This window comes from Nocardiopsis sp. iso_186, from assembly GCF_056173365.1.
In genome coordinates this window covers 3,933,714-3,955,466 of record NZ_CM149670.1, presented here as the reverse complement: position 1 = coordinate 3,955,466, position 21,753 = coordinate 3,933,714, and the positions used below count along the sequence as shown (strand labels likewise).

The 21,753-nt window shown below is 68.6% G+C and carries 16 protein-coding genes and 1 riboswitch; of the genes, 10 read left to right on the top strand and 6 right to left on the bottom strand.

Annotation, left to right across the window (positions count from 1 at the left end):
- Positions 1-7 precede the first annotated feature (7 nt).
- The gene (locus AC0VYP_RS17365; protein ID WP_475470726.1) at positions 8-1,108 is read right to left on the bottom strand and encodes a thiamine pyrophosphate-dependent enzyme; all 1,101 of its coding nucleotides are present in this window, start codon (positions 1,106-1,108) and stop codon (positions 8-10) included.
- 133 nt (positions 1,109-1,241) lie between these two features.
- On the opposite strand from AC0VYP_RS17365, the gene AC0VYP_RS17360 reads away from it, so the two are divergent.
- The 5 genes from AC0VYP_RS17360 to AC0VYP_RS17340 all read left to right on the top strand — a co-directional run bounded on the left by AC0VYP_RS17360 (position 1,242) and on the right by AC0VYP_RS17340 (position 7,094).
- Complete coding sequence (locus AC0VYP_RS17360; protein ID WP_475470725.1) at positions 1,242-1,691, top strand: Lrp/AsnC family transcriptional regulator; 450 nt, start codon at positions 1,242-1,244, stop codon at positions 1,689-1,691.
- 146 nt (positions 1,692-1,837) lie between these two features.
- Positions 1,838-2,953 (top strand): ADP-ribosylglycohydrolase family protein, encoded by a 1,116-nt coding sequence (locus AC0VYP_RS17355; RefSeq protein ID WP_475470723.1) that lies wholly within the window; start codon positions 1,838-1,840, stop codon positions 2,951-2,953.
- 83 nt (positions 2,954-3,036) lie between these two features.
- The gene (locus AC0VYP_RS17350; protein WP_475470721.1) at positions 3,037-4,776 is read left to right on the top strand and encodes an ABC-ATPase domain-containing protein; all 1,740 of its coding nucleotides are present in this window, start codon (positions 3,037-3,039) and stop codon (positions 4,774-4,776) included.
- A gap of 252 nt (positions 4,777-5,028) precedes the next feature.
- A complete protein-coding gene (locus AC0VYP_RS17345) occupies positions 5,029-5,952 on the top strand; it encodes a proteasome assembly chaperone family protein (protein WP_285757068.1) in 924 nt (307 codons plus the stop codon).
- Complete coding sequence (locus AC0VYP_RS17340; RefSeq protein WP_475470719.1) at positions 5,949-7,094, top strand: quinone-dependent dihydroorotate dehydrogenase; 1,146 nt, start codon at positions 5,949-5,951, stop codon at positions 7,092-7,094. Before AC0VYP_RS17345 ends, AC0VYP_RS17340 begins: the two co-directional genes overlap by 4 nt.
- Before the next feature lie 81 nt (positions 7,095-7,175).
- Here the strand turns inward: AC0VYP_RS17340 and AC0VYP_RS17335 are convergent, their stop codons facing one another.
- Positions 7,176-7,790 (bottom strand): DUF6461 domain-containing protein, encoded by a 615-nt coding sequence (locus AC0VYP_RS17335; protein WP_475470717.1) that lies wholly within the window; start codon positions 7,788-7,790, stop codon positions 7,176-7,178.
- A gap of 276 nt (positions 7,791-8,066) precedes the next feature.
- On the bottom strand, positions 8,067-9,641 hold the full coding sequence (locus AC0VYP_RS17330; protein WP_475470716.1) for a polysaccharide deacetylase family protein: 1,575 nt from the start codon (positions 9,639-9,641) through the stop codon (positions 8,067-8,069).
- Positions 9,642-9,989: 348 nt separating this feature from the next.
- Positions 9,990-10,214, top strand: a riboswitch (cobalamin riboswitch).
- 190 nt (positions 10,215-10,404) lie between these two features.
- On the opposite strand from AC0VYP_RS17330, the gene metE reads away from it, so the two are divergent.
- Complete coding sequence (gene metE, locus AC0VYP_RS17325; RefSeq protein WP_475470715.1) at positions 10,405-12,702, top strand: 5-methyltetrahydropteroyltriglutamate--homocysteine S-methyltransferase; 2,298 nt, start codon at positions 10,405-10,407, stop codon at positions 12,700-12,702.
- Positions 12,703-12,886: 184 nt separating this feature from the next.
- Here the strand turns inward: metE and AC0VYP_RS17320 are convergent, their stop codons facing one another.
- The 3 genes from AC0VYP_RS17320 to AC0VYP_RS17310 form a co-directional block, all read right to left on the bottom strand.
- A complete protein-coding gene (locus AC0VYP_RS17320; protein WP_285757064.1) occupies positions 12,887-13,852 on the bottom strand; it encodes a carbohydrate kinase family protein in 966 nt (321 codons plus the stop codon).
- 165 nt (positions 13,853-14,017) lie between these two features.
- Positions 14,018-15,112: a hypothetical protein gene (locus AC0VYP_RS17315; protein WP_285757063.1), complete on the bottom strand. Its 1,095-nt coding sequence runs from the start codon at positions 15,110-15,112 to the stop codon at positions 14,018-14,020.
- Between the two features lie 831 nt (positions 15,113-15,943).
- Entirely contained in the window at positions 15,944-16,984 is a 1,041-nt protein-coding gene (locus tag AC0VYP_RS17310) for a coiled-coil domain-containing protein (protein WP_432707432.1), read from the bottom strand.
- Between the two features lie 560 nt (positions 16,985-17,544).
- Here AC0VYP_RS17310 and AC0VYP_RS17305 point away from each other — a divergent pair.
- The 4 genes from AC0VYP_RS17305 (at position 17,545) to AC0VYP_RS17290 (ending at position 21,650) form a co-directional block, all read left to right on the top strand.
- Complete coding sequence (locus tag AC0VYP_RS17305; RefSeq protein WP_475470713.1) at positions 17,545-18,510, top strand: methionine ABC transporter ATP-binding protein; 966 nt, start codon at positions 17,545-17,547, stop codon at positions 18,508-18,510.
- A complete protein-coding gene (locus AC0VYP_RS17300) occupies positions 18,507-19,190 on the top strand; it encodes a methionine ABC transporter permease (RefSeq protein WP_475470711.1) in 684 nt (227 codons plus the stop codon). The genes AC0VYP_RS17305 and AC0VYP_RS17300 overlap by 4 nt, the downstream gene beginning before the upstream one ends.
- Before the next feature lie 65 nt (positions 19,191-19,255).
- Positions 19,256-20,110: a MetQ/NlpA family ABC transporter substrate-binding protein gene (locus AC0VYP_RS17295; protein WP_475470710.1), complete on the top strand. Its 855-nt coding sequence runs from the start codon at positions 19,256-19,258 to the stop codon at positions 20,108-20,110.
- 247 nt (positions 20,111-20,357) lie between these two features.
- On the top strand, positions 20,358-21,650 hold the full coding sequence (locus tag AC0VYP_RS17290) for an extracellular solute-binding protein (protein WP_475470708.1): 1,293 nt from the start codon (positions 20,358-20,360) through the stop codon (positions 21,648-21,650).
- Positions 21,651-21,753 lie beyond the last annotated feature (103 nt).

The following is a 21,753-nucleotide window of genomic DNA, read 5'->3' as shown; positions in this document are numbered from 1 at the left end:
GGTCACGTCACGCCTCCCGGAGTTCGTCGCGCAGCGCCTGGCGCTGCTCCAGCAGTTGGGCGGTCGGACTGGCGAAGACGTGCGCGAACAGCTCGTCGGGATCGAGGGTGTCCTCGCCGGCCATCCGCTCCCGCACCCGCGTCGCCAGGGCCTCGCCCTCGGCCGCCATCGCGGCCAGCGCGTCGTCGTCGAGCAGCCCTTCGGCGCGGAGCAGGGCTTCGAGCCGGTTCAACGGATCGCGCCCGCGCCAGCGGTTGACCTCGGTCGCGTCGCGGTAGCGCTGGGGTGCGTCGGCGTTGGTGTGCGGATCGATCCGGTAGGTCTGGGCCTCGATGATCGCGGGCCCCTTGCCCGCCCGGGCGTCGGCCAGCGCCCCGGAGACCACGGAGTGCACCGCCGCGGCGTCGTTGCCGTCCACATGGTGGCCCCGGATGCCGTAGCCGATTGCCTTGTGCGCCAGGGTGGGTGCCTTGGACTGCTTGTGGACCGGGACGCTGATCGCCCACTGGTTGTTCTGGATCAAAAAGACCACCGGGGCGTTCCACACGGCGGCGAAGTTGTAGGCCTCGTGCGCGTCGCCCTCGCTGGTCGCGCCGTCCCCCATGAGCACCAGCGCGGCCACGTTCTCGCCCTTGCGCCGAGCGGCGTAGGTGAGTCCCACCGCGTGCGAGGCGTTGGTGGCCAGAGGAGTGCACTGCGGTGCACAGCGGTAGCGGTTGGAGTCGTAGCCGCTGTGCCAGTTGCCGCGCAGCAGGGTCAGCACCTCGACCGGGTTGACGCCGCGGGTGACCAGCGCGACGCTGTCGCGGTAGGTCGGGAAGAGCCAGTCACCCTCGTCCAAGGCCAGGGCCCCACCCACCTGGCAGGCCTCCTGGCCATGGGAAGAGGGGTAGACCGCCAGACGGCCCTGCCGGGTCAGTGCGCCGGCCTGTTGATCGAAGCGGCGCCCCACCACCATCCCGCGCAGCAGTTCCAGTAGTACGGCGTCGCCGGGCGGTTGGTAGAGGGGGGTGTCCACGCGTCGTCCATGCCGGTCCACGAGGCGGACCGGCTCAAGGGAGGGCAGCCCCGGGGGAGCCGGCGCGGGTCGCTCATCGATGCGCTTCATGTCTTGAATATGAGCTGAATCACCCCATAGTGTCCATGATGCGCGGGGAAGAATAGACAAATGGGTGTTCTGGGCGGTGTCGGCGGCAAATTGTTTGCGGCGTCCGGCACGGGGACGACATGGGGTGAGACGCATGGCAGTCAACCTCGACGAAGTGGACCGCCACATCATCGCCCTGCTGCGCGCTGACGGTCGGATGTCCATCAGGTCGGTCGCCGAGCAGGCGCACATCTCCCGCGCCAACGCCTACGCCCGACTGGACCGCCTGCGCACCGAAGGCGTGATCCGCGGATTCACCGCGGTCGTCAACCCCGAGAAGTGCGGATTCGGGCTCGCGGCCTACGTCTCCGTGCGCATCGAGCAGCACTCCTGGGAGCTCTTCCGCGACCATCTGCGCGACATCCCCGAAGTGGACCACGCCGCCCTGGTCTCCGGCGACGTCAACCTCCTGCTGTTGGTCCGCGTCGCCGACGCCGCGGCCCTGCGCGTCTTCGTCCTGGAACGGCTGCAGCGTATTCCCGAGGTCCGCTCCACCCAGACCATGTTCATCCTCGACGAGCCGCGTCTGCGGGAGCCGGGTTAGCGGCACGGCACCCACTCGATGAAGGGAGACAGGCGGTCGGGACCGGTGCCCCGGCGGGTCGGTACCCCGTCGAGGGGACACCCCGCCGTCCGGGATGATGGCACTCCGGCGGCGACGGGCGCACCGGGGCGGAGAACGGGGACCCCATGAGCTGGGACGTGCAGTGGGCAGAGCGGTACCGGTCGCGGGTCCGGGGGTGCCTGCTGGGCGGCGCGGTCGGTGACGCCCTGGGTGCACCGGTGGAGTTCATGTCGCTCGGCGGCATCCTCGCCGAGCACGGTCCGAAAGGGGTGCGCGAGTACGTCGTGGACTACGCCCACGCAACACCGCGCCACGGTCTCATCACCGATGACACCCAGATGACGCTGTGGACCGTGGAGGGTCTCATCCGGGCCCGTACCCGACAGGGCGGGAAGGACGGGCTCGATCCGATCGCCCCGGTCCACGCCGCCTACCTGCGCTGGTACGACACCCAACGCCATCGCGCCCCCGACGGTCGCCACACCGGCCGGCTCCAGACCCGCGCCTGGCTCTACGCCCGGCGCGCGCCCGGTAACACCTGCCTGAGCGCCCTTGACCCCGCTCCCGGTCCGCTGAAACCCGGAGTTCCCGCCCGCAACGATTCCAAGGGCTGCGGAGGCGTGATGCGCGTCGCGCCCTTCGGGTTGCTCCCCCGGGCAAGCGCGTCCGACGACGACGTGTTCACCTGGGCCGACCAGGCTGCCGGCCTCACCCATGGCCATCCCACCGGGCGGCTTGCCTCCGGTGCCCTCGCCCTGCTCGTCCGCCGCGTCGTCGAGGGCGACGCGCTCGACGACGCGCTGGACACCGTCCTGACCGTGCTCCACCGCCACCCCGGCCACGAGGAGACCTCCGCCGCACTCCTCACCGCTCGCCGTGCCGCCCGACAGTCAGAGGCATCCCCCGCGACCGTCGAGAGCCTGGGCGGTGGCTGGATCGCCGAGGAGGCCCTGGCCATCGCGGTCTACGCGGCGCTGGTCCACCCGGAGCCGCACCGGTTCACCGACGCGCTGGCGCTGTCGGTCACCCACTCCGGTGACTCCGACTCCACCGGCGCCATCTGCGGCAACATCCTGGGTGCCCTGCACGGTGAGACCGCGTTGCCCCCGGAATTGGCCTACGAGGTGGAAGGGCGCGGCGACCTCATGGAGCTGGCCGACGACTTCTCCCTGGCCTTCGGTCCCGGCGCCGCCGCACTCCTCGCAGGGCCGCGCTGGCAGGAGCGCTTCCCGCCCGACTAGCGCCGACCATGGCGGTGATCATGCCGAAAGGGCAGCTGGCGGATGGGTATCGTCAAGATCAACGACCACGGGGGAGGACGCACATGACGGGACGGCAGAACTGGCGGGACCGCGGCGGCACACGGCGGGGCCACTCCGACCGGCCCGCTCCCGAACCGTTGCGGGGGAGTCGCGACGCCGAACACCTCGGAGCCGAACTGGCGCGCATGGACGGTGCCTCCTACGGCCGCTACAAGTCCCTGTCCGGCGAATGGGACCTCGGTGACGCCACGCTCACCGTGGAGAAGGTGCAGGCCGACCCTTTCGCGCCACCCTCCCGGCTGCTGGTGCGGCTGCCCGTCGCGACCGCCGGCCTGCCTCCGGCGGCGCTGCGCTCACCCGAGCGCCGTCGCGCCACCGCCGACTACCTGGCCAGGGTCGCCCGCCGAACGCTCAAGGGTTCCCGGCTGCGCGTGGACTCCGGCGGCCAGGAAGTCATCGACCGCGCGGCCTGCCAGATCCACGACGGTGAGGTGCTGATGCGCTTGGGCGTCGAACTTCCCGGACACGGTCGGCGTATCGACGGTCGGGGAGCCCGCCGCGAACTCCTCGACGTCCTCCCCGCACTGGTGCGCGCCCTGCGCTGGGCGGAACTGGACACCGCGGCCGCCACCGACTTCGCCGACACGGTCGAAGACGCCACGGCCCTGCGCGCGGCGCTGCCCGGTCTCGGTCTGGTCGCCTTCGTCGCGGACGGCGCGGTCCTGCCCCGCGCCAGTGGCGTCAGCGACCTCCCCATGCGCGACGCGGTCCCCTTCGTGTCCCCTGAGACGATGCGCGTGGCCGTCAACCTCCCGCAGCGGGGCACCGTTACCGGGATGGGGGTGTTCGAAGGCGTCACGCTCATCGTCGGCGGCGGCTTCCACGGCAAGTCCACCCTGTTGCACGCCCTGGAGCGCGGGGTCTACGACCATGTCCCCGGTGACGGCCGTGAACTCGTCGTCACCCGCGCGGACGCCGTCAAGATCCGCGCGGAGGAGGGACGCCGGGTCGAGCGCGTCGATGTCGGCGCGTTCGTGCGCGACCTGCCCACCGGTGCCGATACCCGCGACTTCGCCACCGACAACGCCTCGGGTTCCACCTCCCAGGCCGCCAATACCGTCGAAGCGCTGGAAGCCGGAACAACCGTCCTGCTCGTGGACGAGGACACCACCGCCACCAACCTGATGGTGCGGGACGCCCGAATGCAGGAGCTGGTCAGCGGGGACCGCGAACCCCTGACCCCGTTCGTGGACCTCGTGGGATCACTGCACCGGGACCATGAGGTCTCCACCGTCCTGGTCATGGGGGCCAGCGGTGACTACTTCGACGTCGCCGACCGCGTCGTCCTGCTCGACGCCTACCGCGCCCACGACGTCACCGAGCGCGCCCGGGCCCTTGCCCGCCCCCGCATCGGTGACGCCTTCGCCGCGCCGGCCCGCCGCGTCATCGATCCCGGTTCGGTGGACGACTCCTCGCGCGGCCGAACCCGGATCAAACGTCGGGACACCGACGTGTTGACCTTCGGGGAGACCGACATCGACCTGCGTTTCCTCGCCCAGGTCGTGGATCCCTCCCAAGTCATCGGGTTGGGCCTGGCGTTGCGGGTGCTCGCCGCTGAGAACATCCTGGACGGCCGCCGCACGTTGGCAGAGGCACTGGACACACTGGACGGTCTTCTCGAACACGACGGGGTGACCCGCCTCGGCGGTGGGTACCCCGGCGATTACGCCCTGCCCCGTCGCCAGGAGGTCGCCGCAACCCTCAACCGGTTGCGCACGCTGCGGGTTCGATGCCAGGAGTGAGGTGTCACCCGCGAAAGGGAAGAAACCGTCGGGCACCGGAGTTGGACGAAAACGGGGCCACGGCACCGCCGACCGCGGCGTCGGCCATCTCACGCCTTGGTCCCAAGTCGTGCATTACGGTCATGTCGGCCCAGGTCGGTATCCTTGACGACATCACAACCGTCCCCCAGGTAGTGCGCCCGCGATGCGACGTCCACCCACGATCCAGCCCGCCGCAGGCACGCATGGCGTTGAGAATGGAGACCCGCCCAGGTGCGAGATCCCGCTGATCTCTACGAACTTCACCCCGACCCTCCAGAACTGGCCGACCCCGTACTCCTGGTCGCCCTGGACGGTTTCATGGACGCGGGCTCGACCGCCAAACAGGTGGTGGCCACACTCTTCGACGAGTTCGAGGCCACGGAGCTGGCGACCTTCGATGTTGACGACCTCTTGGACTACCGCTCCCGCCGGCCCGTCATGACCTTCGACGAGTCGTCCTGGACGGGTTATGCCGCCCCCAAGCTCGCGCTGTATCTCATGCACGACACCGAGGGGACACCGTTCCTGCTGCTCAACGGTCTTGAGCCCGATCGGCTCTGGGAGGGCTTCGTCGTGGCCGTGCGTCAGCTCATCGAGCGCTTCTCGGTGAGTCTCACGGTGTGCTTCTACGGCGTCCCCATGGCGGTGCCGCACACCCGCCCCTCCACGGTCACCGCCCACGCCACCCGCTCCGACCTCGTCACCGGGCACACCCCGTGGATGGGGCGCATCCAGGTCCCGGGCAACGCCATGAGCCTGCTGGAATACCGTCTGGGGGAGACCGGGCACGACGCCATCGGCTATGCCGTGCACGTGCCCAGCTACCTCGCCCAGTCGGAGTACCCGCGCGCCGCAATCGCGGCCCTGGACTATGTAGCCGGGGCCACCGGTTTGGCGCTGCCGACCGTGAAGCTCACCGAAGAGGCCCAGACCACCGACATCGAGATCGAACAGCAGGTGGAGGCGTCGGAGGAGGTGCAGCGCGTCGTGCGCAACCTGGAAGAGCAGTACGACGACTTCATGTCGTCCAGGAGCGGTCTCTCCGACACCGATCCGCTGCTGGCGGGAGACGACTCCGGTCTGCCCACCGCCGATGAACTCGGCGCCGAACTCGAACGCTACCTCGCCGAACGCGATCGTGGCTCAGAAGGATGACGACCGACGTGCTCTACCAGCTCTTCTTCCACGCTGTACTCCGTCGCACCGATGCCGAACAGATCCATCGGCTGAGTTTCGCGGGGCTGCGCGCCGTAGCCGCGGTACCCGGTGCGACCGCGGCCATGAACCGGGTTCTCGCCCCTCGTGCCCCGGAGCTCGCGGTGCGGGCCCTGGGACGCGACTTCGCCGGTCCGCTGGGCATGGCCGCCGGCTTCGACAAGAACGCCGAAGGCGCACAGGGACTCAGCGCGTTGGGTTTCAGCCACGTCGAGATCGGTACGGTCACCGCTCGTCCCCAGCCGGGCAACCCGGCCCCACGACTGTTCCGCCTGGTCGCCGATCGCGCCATCGTCAACCGCATGGGCTTCAACAACGACGGTTCGGAGGCGGTGGCCGCCCGGCTGCGCGTCCAGCGCGCCGGCGGCGCCCGCGGCCTCATCATCGGGGCCAACATCGGCAAGACCAAGATCGTGCCCGAGTCCGAGGCCGTCGCCGATTACGTGGCCAGTGCGCGCCGGTTCGCCGACATCGCCGACTATGTAGCGGTGAACGTCAGTTCGCCCAACACGCCCGGGCTGCGCGACCTCCAAGCCGTCGAGCACCTGCGTCCGCTGCTGGCAGCAGTGCGCGCCACCCTCGACGAGCAGGGCCGCCCCGAGCTTCCGCTGCTGGTCAAGATCGCCCCCGACCTCGCCGACACCGATATCGACGCGGTGGCCGATCTCGCGCTCGAACTCGGCCTGCACGGCATCATCGCCACCAACACCACCATCTCGCGGGCCGACCTGGCCACGCCGGAGGAAGAAGTGGAGGCGGTCGGCGCAGGTGGCCTCTCGGGCGCTCCGCTCAAAGCCCGCTCGCTGCAGGTGCTGCGTCAACTGCGCGCCCGGGTCGGCGACCGCCTGTTGCTGGTCGCCGTCGGCGGGATCGAGACGCCGGAAGACGCGTGGGCGCGGATCCGTTCCGGGGCGACGCTCGTCCAGGGCTACACCGGCCTGATCTACGGCGGGCCGCTGTGGCCCAGTCGGATCCACCGGGGCCTGGTGCGTCTGGCCCGCAAGGACGGCTATGCCCGCGTCGCCGATGCCATCGGTGTGGACGTCAACGACGTTTCCGTGCAGCCGGTCGCCGTCCACTGACCTGTCAGAGCAGTGGGCGGGGCGCACTCCGCTCGGGATCCGAGCCGGACCGCGCCCCGCCCACTGCAACTGGCGAGCGGGTCAGTGCGCGGCCAGAGGAGCCGCTCCGGTGAGCTCTGCCCCCAGGAGCGGGCCGGCCAGATGACCAGGCCGTACACGGACTCCGGTGACCCGTTCGGCCAGTGCCAGTGCGGCTGCACCGGGGTCGGCCTCCTCCGGGTCGATCTCAGTGGTCAGACCGAGGGACGCCATGTCCTCGGCCAGGGCGTCAGGTGTCGCTCCCCGTCGCCTGAGCGGGAAACGGGCGTCGAAGCAGGTTCGCAGGACGCCGTCCACTACCCAACGGAACTCGTAGCGTTGTTCCATCACCACGCGTACCGACACCAGTTCGGTCTCGGCCGACAGTGATCGGTACACCTCCGGGCGGGTTGCGCGGCACCCGGTGGGTTCCACGATCACCGCCCATCCTTCGATACACAGGGCATGTGCGGTCAAGGGGGGCATCCCCTCGCTGCACAAGCCGGCTTCCAGCGCTTCAGCGATGGGCAACGAGCGGAGACTGCGCTCGTTGACCCCCAAGCGGCGCAGCGCCTCGGCCTTGGGCAGTCCCCGGATGTAACTGAGGCAGTAGGCCTCCGCCAGATCCGGCTGGCTTTCCCGTAGCCAGGCGTAGTCGCGGGCGTACGCAATGGACATCTGCCCGTCCCTTCCCAAGGGTTGGTTTCCCCGAAGCCGGAGTTGATTGTTCATAAAGGTTGGGCGCCGGCTTCTACCTGACGGTTCCCGGGAAAAAGGTGATCAATCGGGCCGTTACAGGTCGCGGGCCGGTGGTTGGGAGAACGCATGGGCGGGTACCGGTTTCCACCAGCCCAGAAAGTGCTGATTGGCGCCCGCTCCCAGGAACCGCGACGTCCCACCTTACGCGCGTGAAAGGGCCGCCGTGCACACACGGCGGCCCTGGTCCGCGCCGACTTACGCCTCGGGGGAAGGGGACGGGCTCTCGGCGGCCGGATAACCGTCGAAATAGGACTGACCAGGCTCGGTCTCGCCCAGGAGTTGCCCCACGGTGACCATGGTGTAGCCACGCTCGGTCAACTTCTTCAGGGTTTTCTCCACCGAGTCGATGGTGGTGGAGTGAATGTCGTGCATCAGCACGATCGAGCCCGGCTTCACCCCCTTGATCGTGCGGCTGGTGACCACCCCGGCGTTGCGGTCCTTCCAGTCGTTGGTGTCCAGGCTCCAGATGATCTCGGCCAGGCCGTGCTCTTCGGCGGCCTCGGCGACCTTGTCGTTGGTCGCCCCGTAGGGCGGGCGCATCAGGTCCATGGTGTAGCCCGTCTCGCGGCGGACCAGAGCGTTCACCGTGCTGAGTTCCTCTGCCAACCGCTTGTCCGACACCTTGCGGAGGTCGGGGTGGTTCACCGTGTGGTTGGCCAGTTCGTGGCCTTCGGCGTACTCCCGGCGCACCGTCGTCGGGTGCTCGCGGACCGGGCCGCCGGTGAGGAAGAAGGTCGCCTTGGCGTCGTACTCTGCGAGGACGTCCAGTAGTTCCTCGGTCCGATCACCAGGGCCGTCGTCAAAAGTCAACGCGACGCACTTGGCCTCCGCCGTCGAGCAGTCCACCGGCGGTTCGAGTTGGGAGAACACTCCGGGGATCGCGACCGGTTCCGCGGCTGCCGCCGCGGAGGGCTCCGTGGAGGGCTCCGCGGCGGGGGAGGGGTTGACGGCGAAATCGGGTGTCACCCGGGTGGAGGTGTCTCTGGCTCTGGTGCCGAAGTCGGACAGCAGAGGAGCGGCCTCGTCCCGTTTCACCACTGTGTGCACCCGTCCCTCCGAGACCGATGCGACTTCCCCCGCGTCGAACTCGACTACCAGGTCGCCGGCAGGGTTGAAGCCCATCGAGTCATAGAGCCGCAGGATCGGGTGGATGGCGGAGACGTCCACCTTGTCGTTGGCCGACAGATGTTCCTTCACGATGCCGTTCAACTCCACCAACTGCTCCTGCCCGGCCAGTAGTTCGGTCGAGTAGGCCGGGTGTTTCGTGGCTGCGTCGTACCAGTAGGTGGCGTACCCGGTCCGCGGCCCGTCGGAATCCTCCTCGTCCCTGGTGAAGCGGACTCCCACGACGTCGTCGCCGGCGGCGGTCAGCTCCCAGGAAAGCCCGAAAGCCTTCGCACCGGGGTTGGCGGCCTTGAAGTCGGCCAACTCCTGGGCGGTGAGTTCGGCCAGACGTTCGTTCAGCGGCTCGGCGCCGTCGATCGTGGGATGGGACACGTCGGACCGAACGCCGCCCTCGTCGCCGGAATCGGACTCCTCGCCCAAGCCGACGACGAGTGCCCGGTTGACCACGGTCAGCTGGTCCGGTTCCCCACTGGCCTGCTCGCGGGTGTCTTCGGTCTCATCCGAGCCGGAATCCGCATCGCTTCCCGGAGAGCAGGCTCCTAGAACCAGGGCGGTCGCGACGGCGACAGCGAAAGCCCGAAGCCCGGCGCCGCCCGGAGCGTCGCTGCCAGTGGTCGTTGGTGCGGAATCAGCTGGGTTTTTCACGGAGAGGACTGTCTTTCCGACTCGTAAAGACTGGGGGCGGTCTATATGTCGCCGCCCGAAGCAGGTTTGGTTCTGATTTTTCTGGCTTATCTGACGACGGAGGGCCGGACTCTCCCATCGAGGCTAGGTCCGCGCCTCGGACACCACGGCGCCCAATCGGGTAATGCCAATTGCAGCAGTCGGTATTTTTCGAGTAAACGACCAGGGCAAGGGGGGTTGGCGGGGGAATCGCCCCAGCGGATGTCCGTGCATCGCGCTCGGATAAGCCGACCACATGTGGTCACTCTGTGCAGATGCGTCCGCCCACCGACCGCAGGCCGATAACGAAGCGGCATACACCCAGGTCCTATACTCCCACTTGCGATCGGTTCACGTTCGACCTGGGGTCGGACGTGTCGCAAGAGGGAACCCGGTGCGAGTCCGGGACTGCCCCGCAGCGGTGAGTGGGAACGAACGCCGTCATCAGCACTGGGCGCCATCCGGCGTCTGGGAAGCGACGGCCGGTAGGGGGCGCGACGAGCCTGTCGCGCCGTGCCCGCGAGTCCGAAGACCTGCCAGTCGCCCGTAGGCGCGCCACGCGCCGGCGGTGGTCCGCGGTTCCGAGGGAGAACCGGGCGACGACGGGGCGGTCCTTGCCGTGCCCGCGTGTCCGGGTGGTCTCCTTCGCGTGCCTCGGCCCAAGGCATTCGACGAGGGAGAGAAAGCTGACGATGAACACCGCCGCCCCCACCCCCAAGCCCGTCCTCGTGGCCGGTGAGAGCCGATGACCACCACTGTTCTGGGGTACCCCCGTATCGGCGCCAAACGCGAGCTCAAGCGCGCCAGCGAGTCCTACTGGGCCGGCGACTCCACCGCCGCCGAGCTGGACGCCGTGGGAGCCAAGCTGCGCCGCTCCGCCTGGGAGGCCCTGAAGGAGGCCGGGGTCAACCAGATCCCCTCCAACACCTTCTCCTTCTACGACCAGATCCTCGACACCACGGTCCTGTTCGGCCTCGTCCCGCCGCGCTTCGCCGGGATCGCGGCCGGGCGTGACGACCGCGACAGCGAGCTGGAGACCTACTTCGCCATGGCCCGTGGGCGCAGTGACGCCCAGGCCATGGAGATGACCAAGTGGTTCGACACCAACTACCACTACCTGGTCCCCGAGCTCTCGCCCACGACCCGGCCGCGACTGGTCGGGCGCAAGCCGCTCTCCGAGTACACCCAGGCCCGTGGGCTGGGCATCGAGACGCGGCCGGTCCTCGTCGGTCCGCTGACCTACCTCATGCTCGCCAAGAACGCCTCCGACGCGCCTGAGGGCTGGGACCGCCTGGAGCTGCTCGACGAGCTCGTCGAGGGCTACGCCGAACTTCTCGGCGAACTCGCGGCAGCAGGAACCGAGTGGGTCCAGTTCGACGAGCCGATCCTGGCCACCGACGCGGGTTCGAGCGTTCTCGCCGAACTGGAGCGCGTCTACCAGCGGCTCGGCGCGCTCTCCCCGCGCCCCAAGCTGTTGGTACAGACCTATTTCGAGGCGCCCGACCCCGAGTCCCTGGAAGCGCTCAAGCGCACCCCGATCGAGGCCGTGGGCCTGGACTTCACCGCCCAGCGCACCCTTGGCACCCTCAGCGCCGTTGCCGGCCTGGGCGACAAGATCCTGTACGCCGGTGTCGTGGACGGCCGAAACGTCTGGCGTACCGACATCGGTGCGGCCCTGGCCACCCTCACCTCGGTCCTCGGTTTGGCTTCCGAGGTCGTCGTCAGCACGAGCTGCTCGCTCCTTCACGTGCCCATCGACCTCGACCTGGAGACCGAACTCGACCCCGAGCTGCGCGCCCGTCTGGCCTTCGCCAAGCAGAAGGCCGCAGAGGTGGTTCTGCTGGGTCGCGCCCTCACCGACGGCGGGGAGTCGGTGAGCGCGGAGCTGGAGCGCGCCCGCGCCGCCGACGCGGTCAAGATCCCCGCGGCCTTCGTCAACCAGCGGGTGCGCGCCCGTCTCGACGCCTTGGGTGCCGACCCCTCGCGCACCGACTACGACCAGCGTCTCAAGGCCCGTCAGGGCGCCACGGGTGCGCAGCTGCTGCCCACCACCACGATCGGCTCTTTCCCCCAGACCGCCGACGTGCGCGCCGCCCGCGCGGGCTACCGCGCCGGGCGCCTGGACCAGGCGGAGTACGAGACCCGCATGCGTGCGGAGATCGACCGGGTCATCGCGTTGCAGGAGGACATCGGCCTGGACGTGCTCGTGCACGGAGAGCCCGAGCGCAACGACATGGTCCAGTACTTCGCCGAGCAGCTGGAGGGCTACGCCGCCACCAAACAGGGGTGGGTGCAGTCCTACGGGTCGCGCTACGTTCGTCCGCCGATCCTCTTCGGCGACGTGTCGCGGCCCGAGCCGATGACCGTCGAGTGGATCACCTACGCCCAGTCCCGCACCGACAAGCCGGTCAAGGGGATGCTCACCGGCCCGGTCACCATGCTGGCGTGGTCGTTCGTGCGTGTCAACCAGCCGCTGGCCGACACCGCCCGCCAGGTGGCGCTTGCCCTGCGCGACGAGATCGCCGACCTGGAGAAGGCCGGCATCCGGCACATCCAGGTGGACGAGGCCGCCCTGCGCGAGCTGCTGCCCCTGCGCGAGGCGGACCGCAAGGCCTACTTCGACTGGGCGATCGGTTCCTTCCGGCTCGCCTCCTCGGGCGTCGCGGACACCACCCAGATCCACTCGCACATGTGCTACTCGGAGTTCGGCCAGATCGTCGCGGCCATCGACGAGCTCGACGCCGACGTCACCAGCGTCGAAGCGGCCCGGTCGCACATGGAACTCGTGGACGACCTCGACTCCATCGGCTACCGCCGGGGGATCGGTCCGGGTGTCTACGACATCCACTCGCCGCGGGTGCCCTCCGCCGACGAGATCGAGGCTTCCTTGCGCGCGGCCCTGCGCGCTGTGGAGCCGGCGAAGCTGTGGGTGAACCCCGACTGCGGTTTGAAGACGCGCGGTTACGTCGAGACCGAGGCCGCACTGCGCAACATGGTCGAGGCGGCCCACCGGGTCCGCGCCGACATCGCCCAGGGGGAGTAGGACCGGGGCCCCGACCGTGTCCCGTGCGTCGGAGCGCGGGGCGGTCGGGGCCGTCCACCTGCTGAGGTCGCGCCGTGCCCCCGTGCGGCCTCGTTCGACCCGCGATGTCCTGGGTGCTCTTGCCGGGCGGGCGTAGAACGTCCAGGGCATCGCGGCCGCCGTCTCGGGAGTACGGCTCGAAGGATCAGAACTTCAGCGGTTCCAGGTCCAGTTCGCCGGGGTCCGAACCCACTCGCGCGCACGTGCGCGCGGCGACCAGGTGGGCGTGCTCCACGCACGTGACCAGGGTGGAAGCCGGGAGCGCCGTCAGCCGCTCGCGGCCGCCTCCGCCCAGGGCACCGGCCTGGCCCAGCGCGTCCAGCAGACCCGCGCAGAACGCGTCGCCGGCTCCCACTGTGTCCACGACCTCCACCGGAGCCGGAACCACGAAGAGGGGATCGTCCTCGTGACCGCGGCGGACCAGCATGGTCCGTTCGCCTCCGCAGGTGATCGCCACCAGGACGGGCCCTTCGGCCAGCCAGCCGGCTGCGGCCTCCAGGAGAAGGGCCTCGGAGCCGGGGCCGGGTTCACGCTCCAGCAGCCAGTGCACGTCCTCGTCGCTGACCTTCATGATGTCGGCAAGCGCGGCCTGACGTGCCACCCGCTCGCGTGCCTGCGCAGGTTCCCCCGCAAGTGCGGGACGGATGTTGGGGTCATAGCTGACCACTGTCCGGCCCCGCTGCCGTGCCGTCCATTCCTCCAGGACGGCCGCGCCGGGCGCCATCGTCATGGCCAGTGATCCCACATGCAGCGCGACGACGTCGTCGGCCACCTGGTCGGGGAGTTCGTCGAGGGTCCATTGCCAGTCGGCCGTGCCCTTGACGTAGAAGTCGTAGCTCGCGTGTCCGTAGTCGTCGAGGTTGGCGATGGCCAGCGTGCTCGGTTGTTCGGCGGCCACCATGTCGCGGGTGCTCACCCCGCGCGAGGCCACATAGGCGCGCAGTTGCCGACCGAACCGGTCGGAGCCGATCCTGGCCAGCAGGGAGGATTCCACGCCCAGCCGGGCCAGGGCCACAGCGGTGTTGGCGGGCGCGCCTCCGGGGGCCGAACGGTACGTGCCGCTCTCGGAACTGATGAGGTCGATCAGTGCTTCGCCCACGACGGTGATCAAAAGGGTGGTCCTTTCCTGGCGCAAGCGGGAGGGTCGGGCGACCCAGGGGGAGTATGGCCTCTGTCGTGCGCGGTTGACAACGCTTCCGCGCGATACGACAAGGGCGCGCGGGCCGGCAACACCGGTCCGCGCGCCCCATGTCAACTGTCAACCATCCGGGCCTTGTTAGAACAGGGCCAGGGAGTCCTCGGCGATTCCGGTCATGACACTCTCGACATCGGAGAAGCTCTGGGGGGCGTCGTCGGAGTCGCCGCTGAAGCTGCCGCTGACACTCCACTCCGCCTTGATGTTCATGTTGTCCTGGCGGATCAGCACCGTCGTGCGGTTCCCGACACCGATGATCTCCTCTTCGGCGAAGATCATCGCCGACTGGTCACCGAGGCCCAGGTCCTTGTTCTCCAGGACCTTGGTGTCGAAGACGGAGCCGTCCTCGTCGGTGGCGTACTCGTAGTTGTACTCGTAGTCGCTCGTTGCGCTCTCGACCGAGTCCGATGCGCTGTAGGGAACCTTGTACTCGACGCGCAGCGTGCCGTAGTTGTCGTTCACGACCGTGCTCCAACTGCACGAGGAGGAGTAGTCGCTGATGTTCTTGGTTCCTCCCCCGTCCACGCCGAGGTCGGCCAGCGTGCTCTCGGGGATCCCCGCGCAGGGGTCCTCGGGAACGGAGAAGGGCGGCTCGCCCTGGGCGGTGGTGGTGCCCCCGGACCCCTGCTCGGGCTCAGCGGGATCGCTGGGTGCCGCGGCCTCGCTGCTCTCCTGAGCCACGGGCGGGGTCTCGGAGTTGTTGTTCCCGGTGAACAGAACCACGACCACGGCGACGATCAGCAGCACGATCACCAGGCCGCCGGCGAGCACGACCCACAGGCCGACGTTGCTCTTGCGCGGCCCGGGCGGCGGCTGGGGCGGGGGGTACCCGATTCCGCCGGGCCCATAGGGAGGCTGGCCGCCCTGGTGGAACATCTGCTGCTGGTCGTGGGGCTGCTGGAACTGCGGCCCGCCCTGGCCGGGGTAGGGGCCGGACCCGTAACCGCCAGGGGGTTGCTGCCCCTGGTAGGGCTGCTGTCCACCGGTTCCCTGGTCACCGTAGGGAGCCTGGTAGGGGCCGCTGGGGTAGTTGCCCTGGCCGGCATTGGGGTCCGGCTGGCCAGGAGCCTGGCCACCCTGTCCGTATGCACCGCCGTAGGGACCGGGCTGTCCGCCCGAGTTGCCCTCGCCACCGGGGTACTGCGGTGGCTGTGTGTAAGGTCCGTTATCGCTCATGACTCCCCTCGCGCCAGCTGCGTTGTGATCAGACCTCGGACGCGCGTGGACGCGTACACGGTTCCATTTGGTGATCCTGCCTTTGCAGGGCCGTCGTTGTCGGGTGGCGCGAACCCAAAGAGACCGACCGCGTCGTCGCGCGGGCGCGGCGTGCGGCCAAGGCAGGCCCCTGCGCTCCGGACCGGACCCCGACCGAGGTCGGGGCCGTGCGGTAGCCGCACAGCACAGAGCGCGAGGGCTGCGATCCTATCCAGCCGAGGTCACGTATCGACAGTCATCTTGCGGCGAAAGATTGCTTAATGCGTCATTTGGTACTTCACGCGTAAATTGCGACTCATGGTCGCGATAGGGACTATAGGTACTCAATCGGCTTTCCCGGGGGCGGATTTTGGGGGATCAACCCTTCGAAAAAGGACATGACCGCCGCAACCGGATCGTTGCCGGATCGCAACTGGCCCCCTTCCGCGAGGAGTTGTCGCAGGCTCGGAGGGTCCGTTGCGCGATCGGGGAAATCCCGGTCCGGTGCATCCGATCCGGCCTAGAGTTGACTGCGGCCTACGCCACAGGGGGCCGCAGCACGTTGACTCCGTCGAGAGGGACGCCCATGCCCACCTCGCCCTCCCCCGGCCCCCCCGGGCGGCTACGGTTTCACCGCCTGGTTCGTTTTCGTCGTCGCGGTCGCGGCCGTGCTCACCCTGAGCGTCGGATGTATGACGACCCTCTACGCCCCGATATTCACCGGCGGCGCCGGCTGAGCCAGGCCGTCCCGTCGTGGCCGGTCGTCCGTGCGGAGAAACGGAACCGGCCGTTGACCGCCCCGGCCGCGCACGACTAGAACATCGAGATGTGCACGTGGTCGAAGTGATTCTCGGTGATACTGCCGCGGTCCGACATCTGGCGCCAGCCCTCGTTGCGGCGGATGTCCCAGATCTCCTGCTTCCAGATGATGTACATGATCCCGAGCCGGTCGGCGTTCTCCTGGGCCCAGTCGGCGATCTGCTGGCCGTGCTCCTGCTGCTTCGCCGTGGGCATCTGGCCGTTCTTGTTGACCATGAAGTCGCAGGCGCGACCCTTGGGGTGCTCGCCCACCACGAAACCGCCGTCGGGCCGGTAACAGCCCACTCCGCCGTTGGCGTTGTTGCGGCCGAACTCGTCGATGATCACATCGCGCATCTGCCGGGTCCGCGGGGTCAGGCTGTCGGGCGGCCCCATCTCCTGGACGGGGTAGTCGGCGATGAGCCCCTGGACTTCGTTGCGGCGGTCCTCCAGTTCCGCGAGGTCCGCCTCGACCTGGTCAACCTTCTCCTGGGAGTTCTCCTGCGCCTTCTCGTCGCGTTGCTGCGCCTGCCGCAGATGGTCGATCTTGTCGTTGTTGGTGTTGGCCAGGTGGGCGATCAACGCGGCGCGGTCGATGATGTCCTGGGGTTCGCCCTCGACGAACAGGCTCAGTGACGGATCCAGGCCACCGGAGGTATAGGTGGCCACTGCCAGATGCTGGACCTGCTTGCGGGACTCCTCTACCTCGGAGCGGGTCTTCTTCGCGCGTTCCTCGGCCTTCTCCGCGTCGGCGATCACGCCCTCCATGTCGCGCAGCTCGCCGTTGTACTCCTCGCTGAGGGAATCGGCCCGTGAGAGCAAGGAGTCCAGGCTCTCGGCGGGGGCCGGTGCGGCAGGCGCCGCCGACCCGGTGGCGACCGGGCTCATGACAAGGGTGAGTGTTACCGCAGCGGCAAGCGCGCCGGTCCGGCGGCGGATGCCGGTGGGAACAGCGACCACGGCGGCCAGCAGCTCGCGCCAGGTGCGCTCGGGCGGGTCGGGCGCCCAGAAGTCGGCGTGGTCATCCGGACCGTCACCGGTCGAACGAATGGACAGCACTCTTAATCCAGCTCCTCAATCGGCGCGGGCATCCCAGTGGTGGCAGCGGACGCCGCCTGTGGGTGAGGACCCGCATCGCTCGGTTGGGCCACGCCGGGCTTTGGCGCCGGGACAGGGCATCGCGTAGGGGATGGAGGGTGCCGCGGCCTGACTGTCCCGCTGGGGCCGGTCACGAGTCTAGGCGGATGCGGCGGCCAAAGCGGAAAACAGTGATGAAGCACGTCACATCGCTGTCCGTTTCATTGGACTTTGGTGCCGTCCGGGTAGCCTCGAAGGTCGGGCTGGCGGATTGCGTGTGCCCCATCGTGTTACGCGTGCATGTCTGCGAGATTTAAGCCACATTTTCCTACTGATATGGTGGGTTATAGGTTTTCGCGAGACAGACCCTGATCCCCGCCAGAGCGGTCACCTTTCGCGATGCGCCCGGCTAAGACGGGCACGCACCGTCCGGCCCGATGAAGGCCCGGACGTGCGAACCACGGCCGGCACGCCCATCCCGCGGGCCGGCAGGCGGGTGTTTCGACAGGGAAATCCAAGACCCAGTACCGAGGAAGCCAGTGATCAACGCTGAGGGCCTGCGAAAGGTCTACCGGCTGAAGAACCGGGAGGTCGTCGCCCTCGACGCAGTCAACCTCAATGTCCGGCAGGGCGAGGTCTACGGCGTCGTGGGGCAGAGCGGTGCCGGCAAGAGCACGCTGCTGCGCTGCGTCAACCTTCTCGAGCGCCCCGACGCAGGACGGGTCGTGGTCAACGGTGCCGACCTCACCGCTCTCAGCCGGCCGCGGCTGCGTGCTGCCAGACACGGCATCGGTATGGTCCACCAGCACTTCGCCCTGCTCTCCTCGCGCACCGTGGCCGCCAATATCGCCTTTCCCCTGGAGATCGCCGGGGTGGGTGCGGCCCAGCGCCGTCGCCGAGTAGCCGAACTTCTTGAGCTGGTGGGCCTGACCGACAAGGCCAAGGCCTACCCGGCCCAGCTTTCCGGAGGCCAGAAGCAGCGGGTGGGCATCGCCCGCGCTCTGGCGCCCAACCCCAAGGTACTGCTGTCGGACGAGGCCACTTCGGCGCTGGATCCGCAGACGACCGCCTCCATTCTGGGGCTGTTGCGCGACCTCAACCGCGAACTCGGCCTCACCGTTCTGCTCATCACCCACGAGATGGATGTGATCAAGCAGATCTGCGACTCGGCGGCGATCATGGAGAACGGTTCCTTCACCGAGTCCGGCCAGGTACTGGAGCTGTTGGAGACCCCGGGTTCGCTGCTGGCGCGCTCGCTGTTCCCGCTCCCGGCTTCTTCGCCGCCCGACACCGTGACCCTCACCTACACCCGCCAGTCCGACGAGCCGCTCATGTCGCAGATCACCCGGGAGTTCGACGTGGACGTCAACATCATCGGCGGAGCGGTCGAGGAGGTGGCCGGGCACTCGGTCGGCCGACTCAACGTCCGTGTCACCGGCCCCCGGCGCCAGGCTGCGCTCGACCACCTGGCCGGCCACGGCCTGATCGTGGAGGAGGTCCGATGATCGAGTGGATCGCCGAACTCGGCCAGCGCTGGCCCGACATGTGGCCGGTGCTGTGGCTGGGCACCCTGGACACCCTGTACATGGTGCTCTGGTCCACCCTGTTCACCATTCTGTTCGGCCTTCCGCTGGGCGTCCTGCTGGTCGCCACGGACCGCGGCGGCCTCACCCCGGCTCCCGCGGTCAAGGCGGTCCTGGGCACGGTGGTCAACATCGGCCGTTCGCTGCCCTTCATCGTGCTGATGGTGGCGGTGCTCTCGCTCACCCGTCTCATCACCGGAACGACCCTCGGCCCGACCGCGGCGATCGTCCCGCTGAGTATCGGCGCCATCCCTTTCTTCGCCCGCCTGGTGGAGACGTCGCTGCGCGAGGTCAACCGCGGGGTCGTCGAGGCGTCGCTCGCGATGGGTGCGCGCAGACTGACCATCGTGGGCAAGGTCCTGCTGCCCGAGGCCCTCCCCGGCCTCATCGCGGGACTGGTCATGACGATCGTGGCCCTCATCTCCTACTCGGCGATGGCCGGGGCGATCGGCGGCGGCGGACTGGGCGACATCGCCATCCGCTACGGCTACCAGCGGTTCGACGATTACTACCTCTGGGCCACCGTCGTCTTCCTGGTGCTGGTCGTGCAGGCAGCCCAGAGTGTGGGCGATTTCCTCGTGCGCCGGGTTTCCCACCGGTAATCCGGCCTACTGCGGCTCCCTGTCCGGGACCGTTCGATTCATCATTCAGCCCAAGGAGGGCCAACGTGCGCAAGGTATTTGGAGCCGTCGGGGTAGTGACGCTGGCCGTGGCGCTGTCGGCGTGCGGCGCCCCCAGCGAGAACGCAGGCGGAGGGGCCGAGGACAGCGACCTGACGACCCTCAAGATCGGGGTCAGTCCTGTTCCCCACGGCGAGATCCTGAACTTCGTCCAGGACACCCTCGCCGCCGACGCCGGCCTCAACCTCGAACTCGTCGAGATCGCCGACTACAACCAGCCCAACCCGCAGCTCGCCCAAGGGGAGCTGGACGCCAACTTCTTCCAGCACCGCACCTTCCTCGCTGAGTGGCAGGACGCCAACCCCGAGGACGAGTTGACCTACGTCAGCGACGTCCACGTCGAGCGTCTTGGCCTGTACTCCGACAAGCACGAGAGCGCCGAGGACATCCCCGACGGTGCGGAGATCGCCGTTCCCAACGATGCGGCCAATCTGGACCGGGCCCTCGCCACCCTGGAGGCGGAGGGGCTGATCACGGTCGCTGCCGACGCCGGTGCCCTGGCCACCGAGGCCGACATCGAGGACAACCCCAAGGACATCGTGGTCACCCCCTTGGAGGCCGCGCAGCTTCCCCGCTCGCTGCCCGACGTGGACGCCGCGGTCGTCAACGGCAACTACGCCATCGAGACCAACCTCGCCGAGGAGTCCAACGAGCTCGCCTGGGAGCCCAGCGACGGCCCGGACTACGTCAAGGACTACGCCAACGGGCTGGTGGTGCGGGCCGAGGACTCCGAGGACCCCGACATCGCCACGCTGGTGACGCTTCTGCACAGCGACGAGGTCAAGAACTACATCGAGGAGACCTGGCAGGGCGTCGTCTACCCGGTTGACGACCAGGCTTGATCTGTTCTGCGGGGTGCTGCACGCGCCCCGCACCTCCCTGAGGCCGGGCTGCCGCGCGTGTATCGCGTAGGCAGCCCGGCTTTTTGTCGCCCGGGACCGTGCAGGCCGAAGTAACGGTTACGTTTCGCAATCATGTCCGGGTATTGACGTTGTGCGGTGATCTGGGCCACTCTCGTGGGAGCGCTCCCATATCCGGGGGGACAGGGACGCGGCCTGGTCATCTTTCACCTCGATCGAGGGGTCGCACATGCGAACTTACAAGCGTCGTTACTGGCAGGCGGCCGTTGCGGCAGCTGGAGCCGGAGTTCTGCTCACCACCACCGCGTGCGGCGGCGGTTCCAACGACGACGGCACCATCACGCTCGTCATCGACACCTTCGGTGTCTTCGGCTACGAAGAGCTCTTCGAGAAGTACGAAGCCGACAACCCCAACATCACGATCGAGGAGCGCAACCTCACCGATCTCAACGCCACCTATGTCCCCCAGTTGCAGCAGAACATCGCTGCGGGTGACGGCGCCGGCGACATCGTCGCCATCGAAGAGGGCATCCTCCAGCAGTACTACCTCGGCCAGGGCGACGCCTTCGTCGACCTCGCCGAGTACGGCGCCGCCGACCAGGAGCAGAACTACCTGCCCTGGAAGTGGGAGCTGGGCAAGGATCCCGACGGCCGCCTCCTGGGCCTGGGAACCGACATCGGCGGCATGAGCATGTGCTACAACGTCAACCTGTTCGAGGACGCCGGCCTGCCCACCGACCGCGACGAGGTCGGCGCCAGCTGGGAGACCTGGGACGACTTCATCAAGGTCGGACAGGAGTTCCGTGACGCCGACACCGGCGCCTCCTTCGTCTCCACCGTCACCCCCTACTTCAACACCATGAACGCCCAGGGGGGCACCCACACCTTCTTCGACCCCGACAACAACCTGGTCGCCGACAGCAACCCGGTCGTGACCGACAGCTGGAAGCTCGCCGAGACCCTGTCCGAAGAGGGCCTCTCCGCCAACCTCGCGATGTGGAGCGACGAGTGGAACGCCGGCATCCAGGGCAACGTCTTCGCGACCCTGCCCTGCCCGGCCTGGATGCTCGGCCACGTCGAAAGCACCGCCGGCGACGCCGGCCGTGACAAGTGGGACATCGCTTCCGTCCCCGGTGAGGGCGGCAACTGGGGCGGTTCCTGGCTCTCGGTGACCACCCAGAGCGAGCACCCCGAAGAGGCGGCCAAGCTCGCCATCTTCCTGAGCAGCCCCGAGGGCCAGCTCGGTGCCTGGAACGCGGCCAACAACCTGCCTTCCTCCCCCGAGGTCCTGGACGACCCCGCCGTCTCCGAGTTCGAGCGCGACTACTTCAACAACGCGCCCGTCGGCCAGATCTACGGCGAGACCGCCAAGGAGCTTGAGCCCGTCTACTACGGCATCAACAACGCCCAGGTCGCCGAGGAGTTCCGCAAGGCGATGGAGGCCATGGAGCAAGGGCAGCTCTCGCCGGACGAGGCGTGGGGCCAGGCCAACGACGGTGCCAAGCGCGCCGCCGGCGAGTAACCACCAGTAGTTGATCAGAACGTGCGGCGGCTCCCTCCGGAAGCCCTCCAACAGGACGGCCCCTCTCCGTCCGGGGCGGGGCCGCCGCACCCGCGGTTCGCCG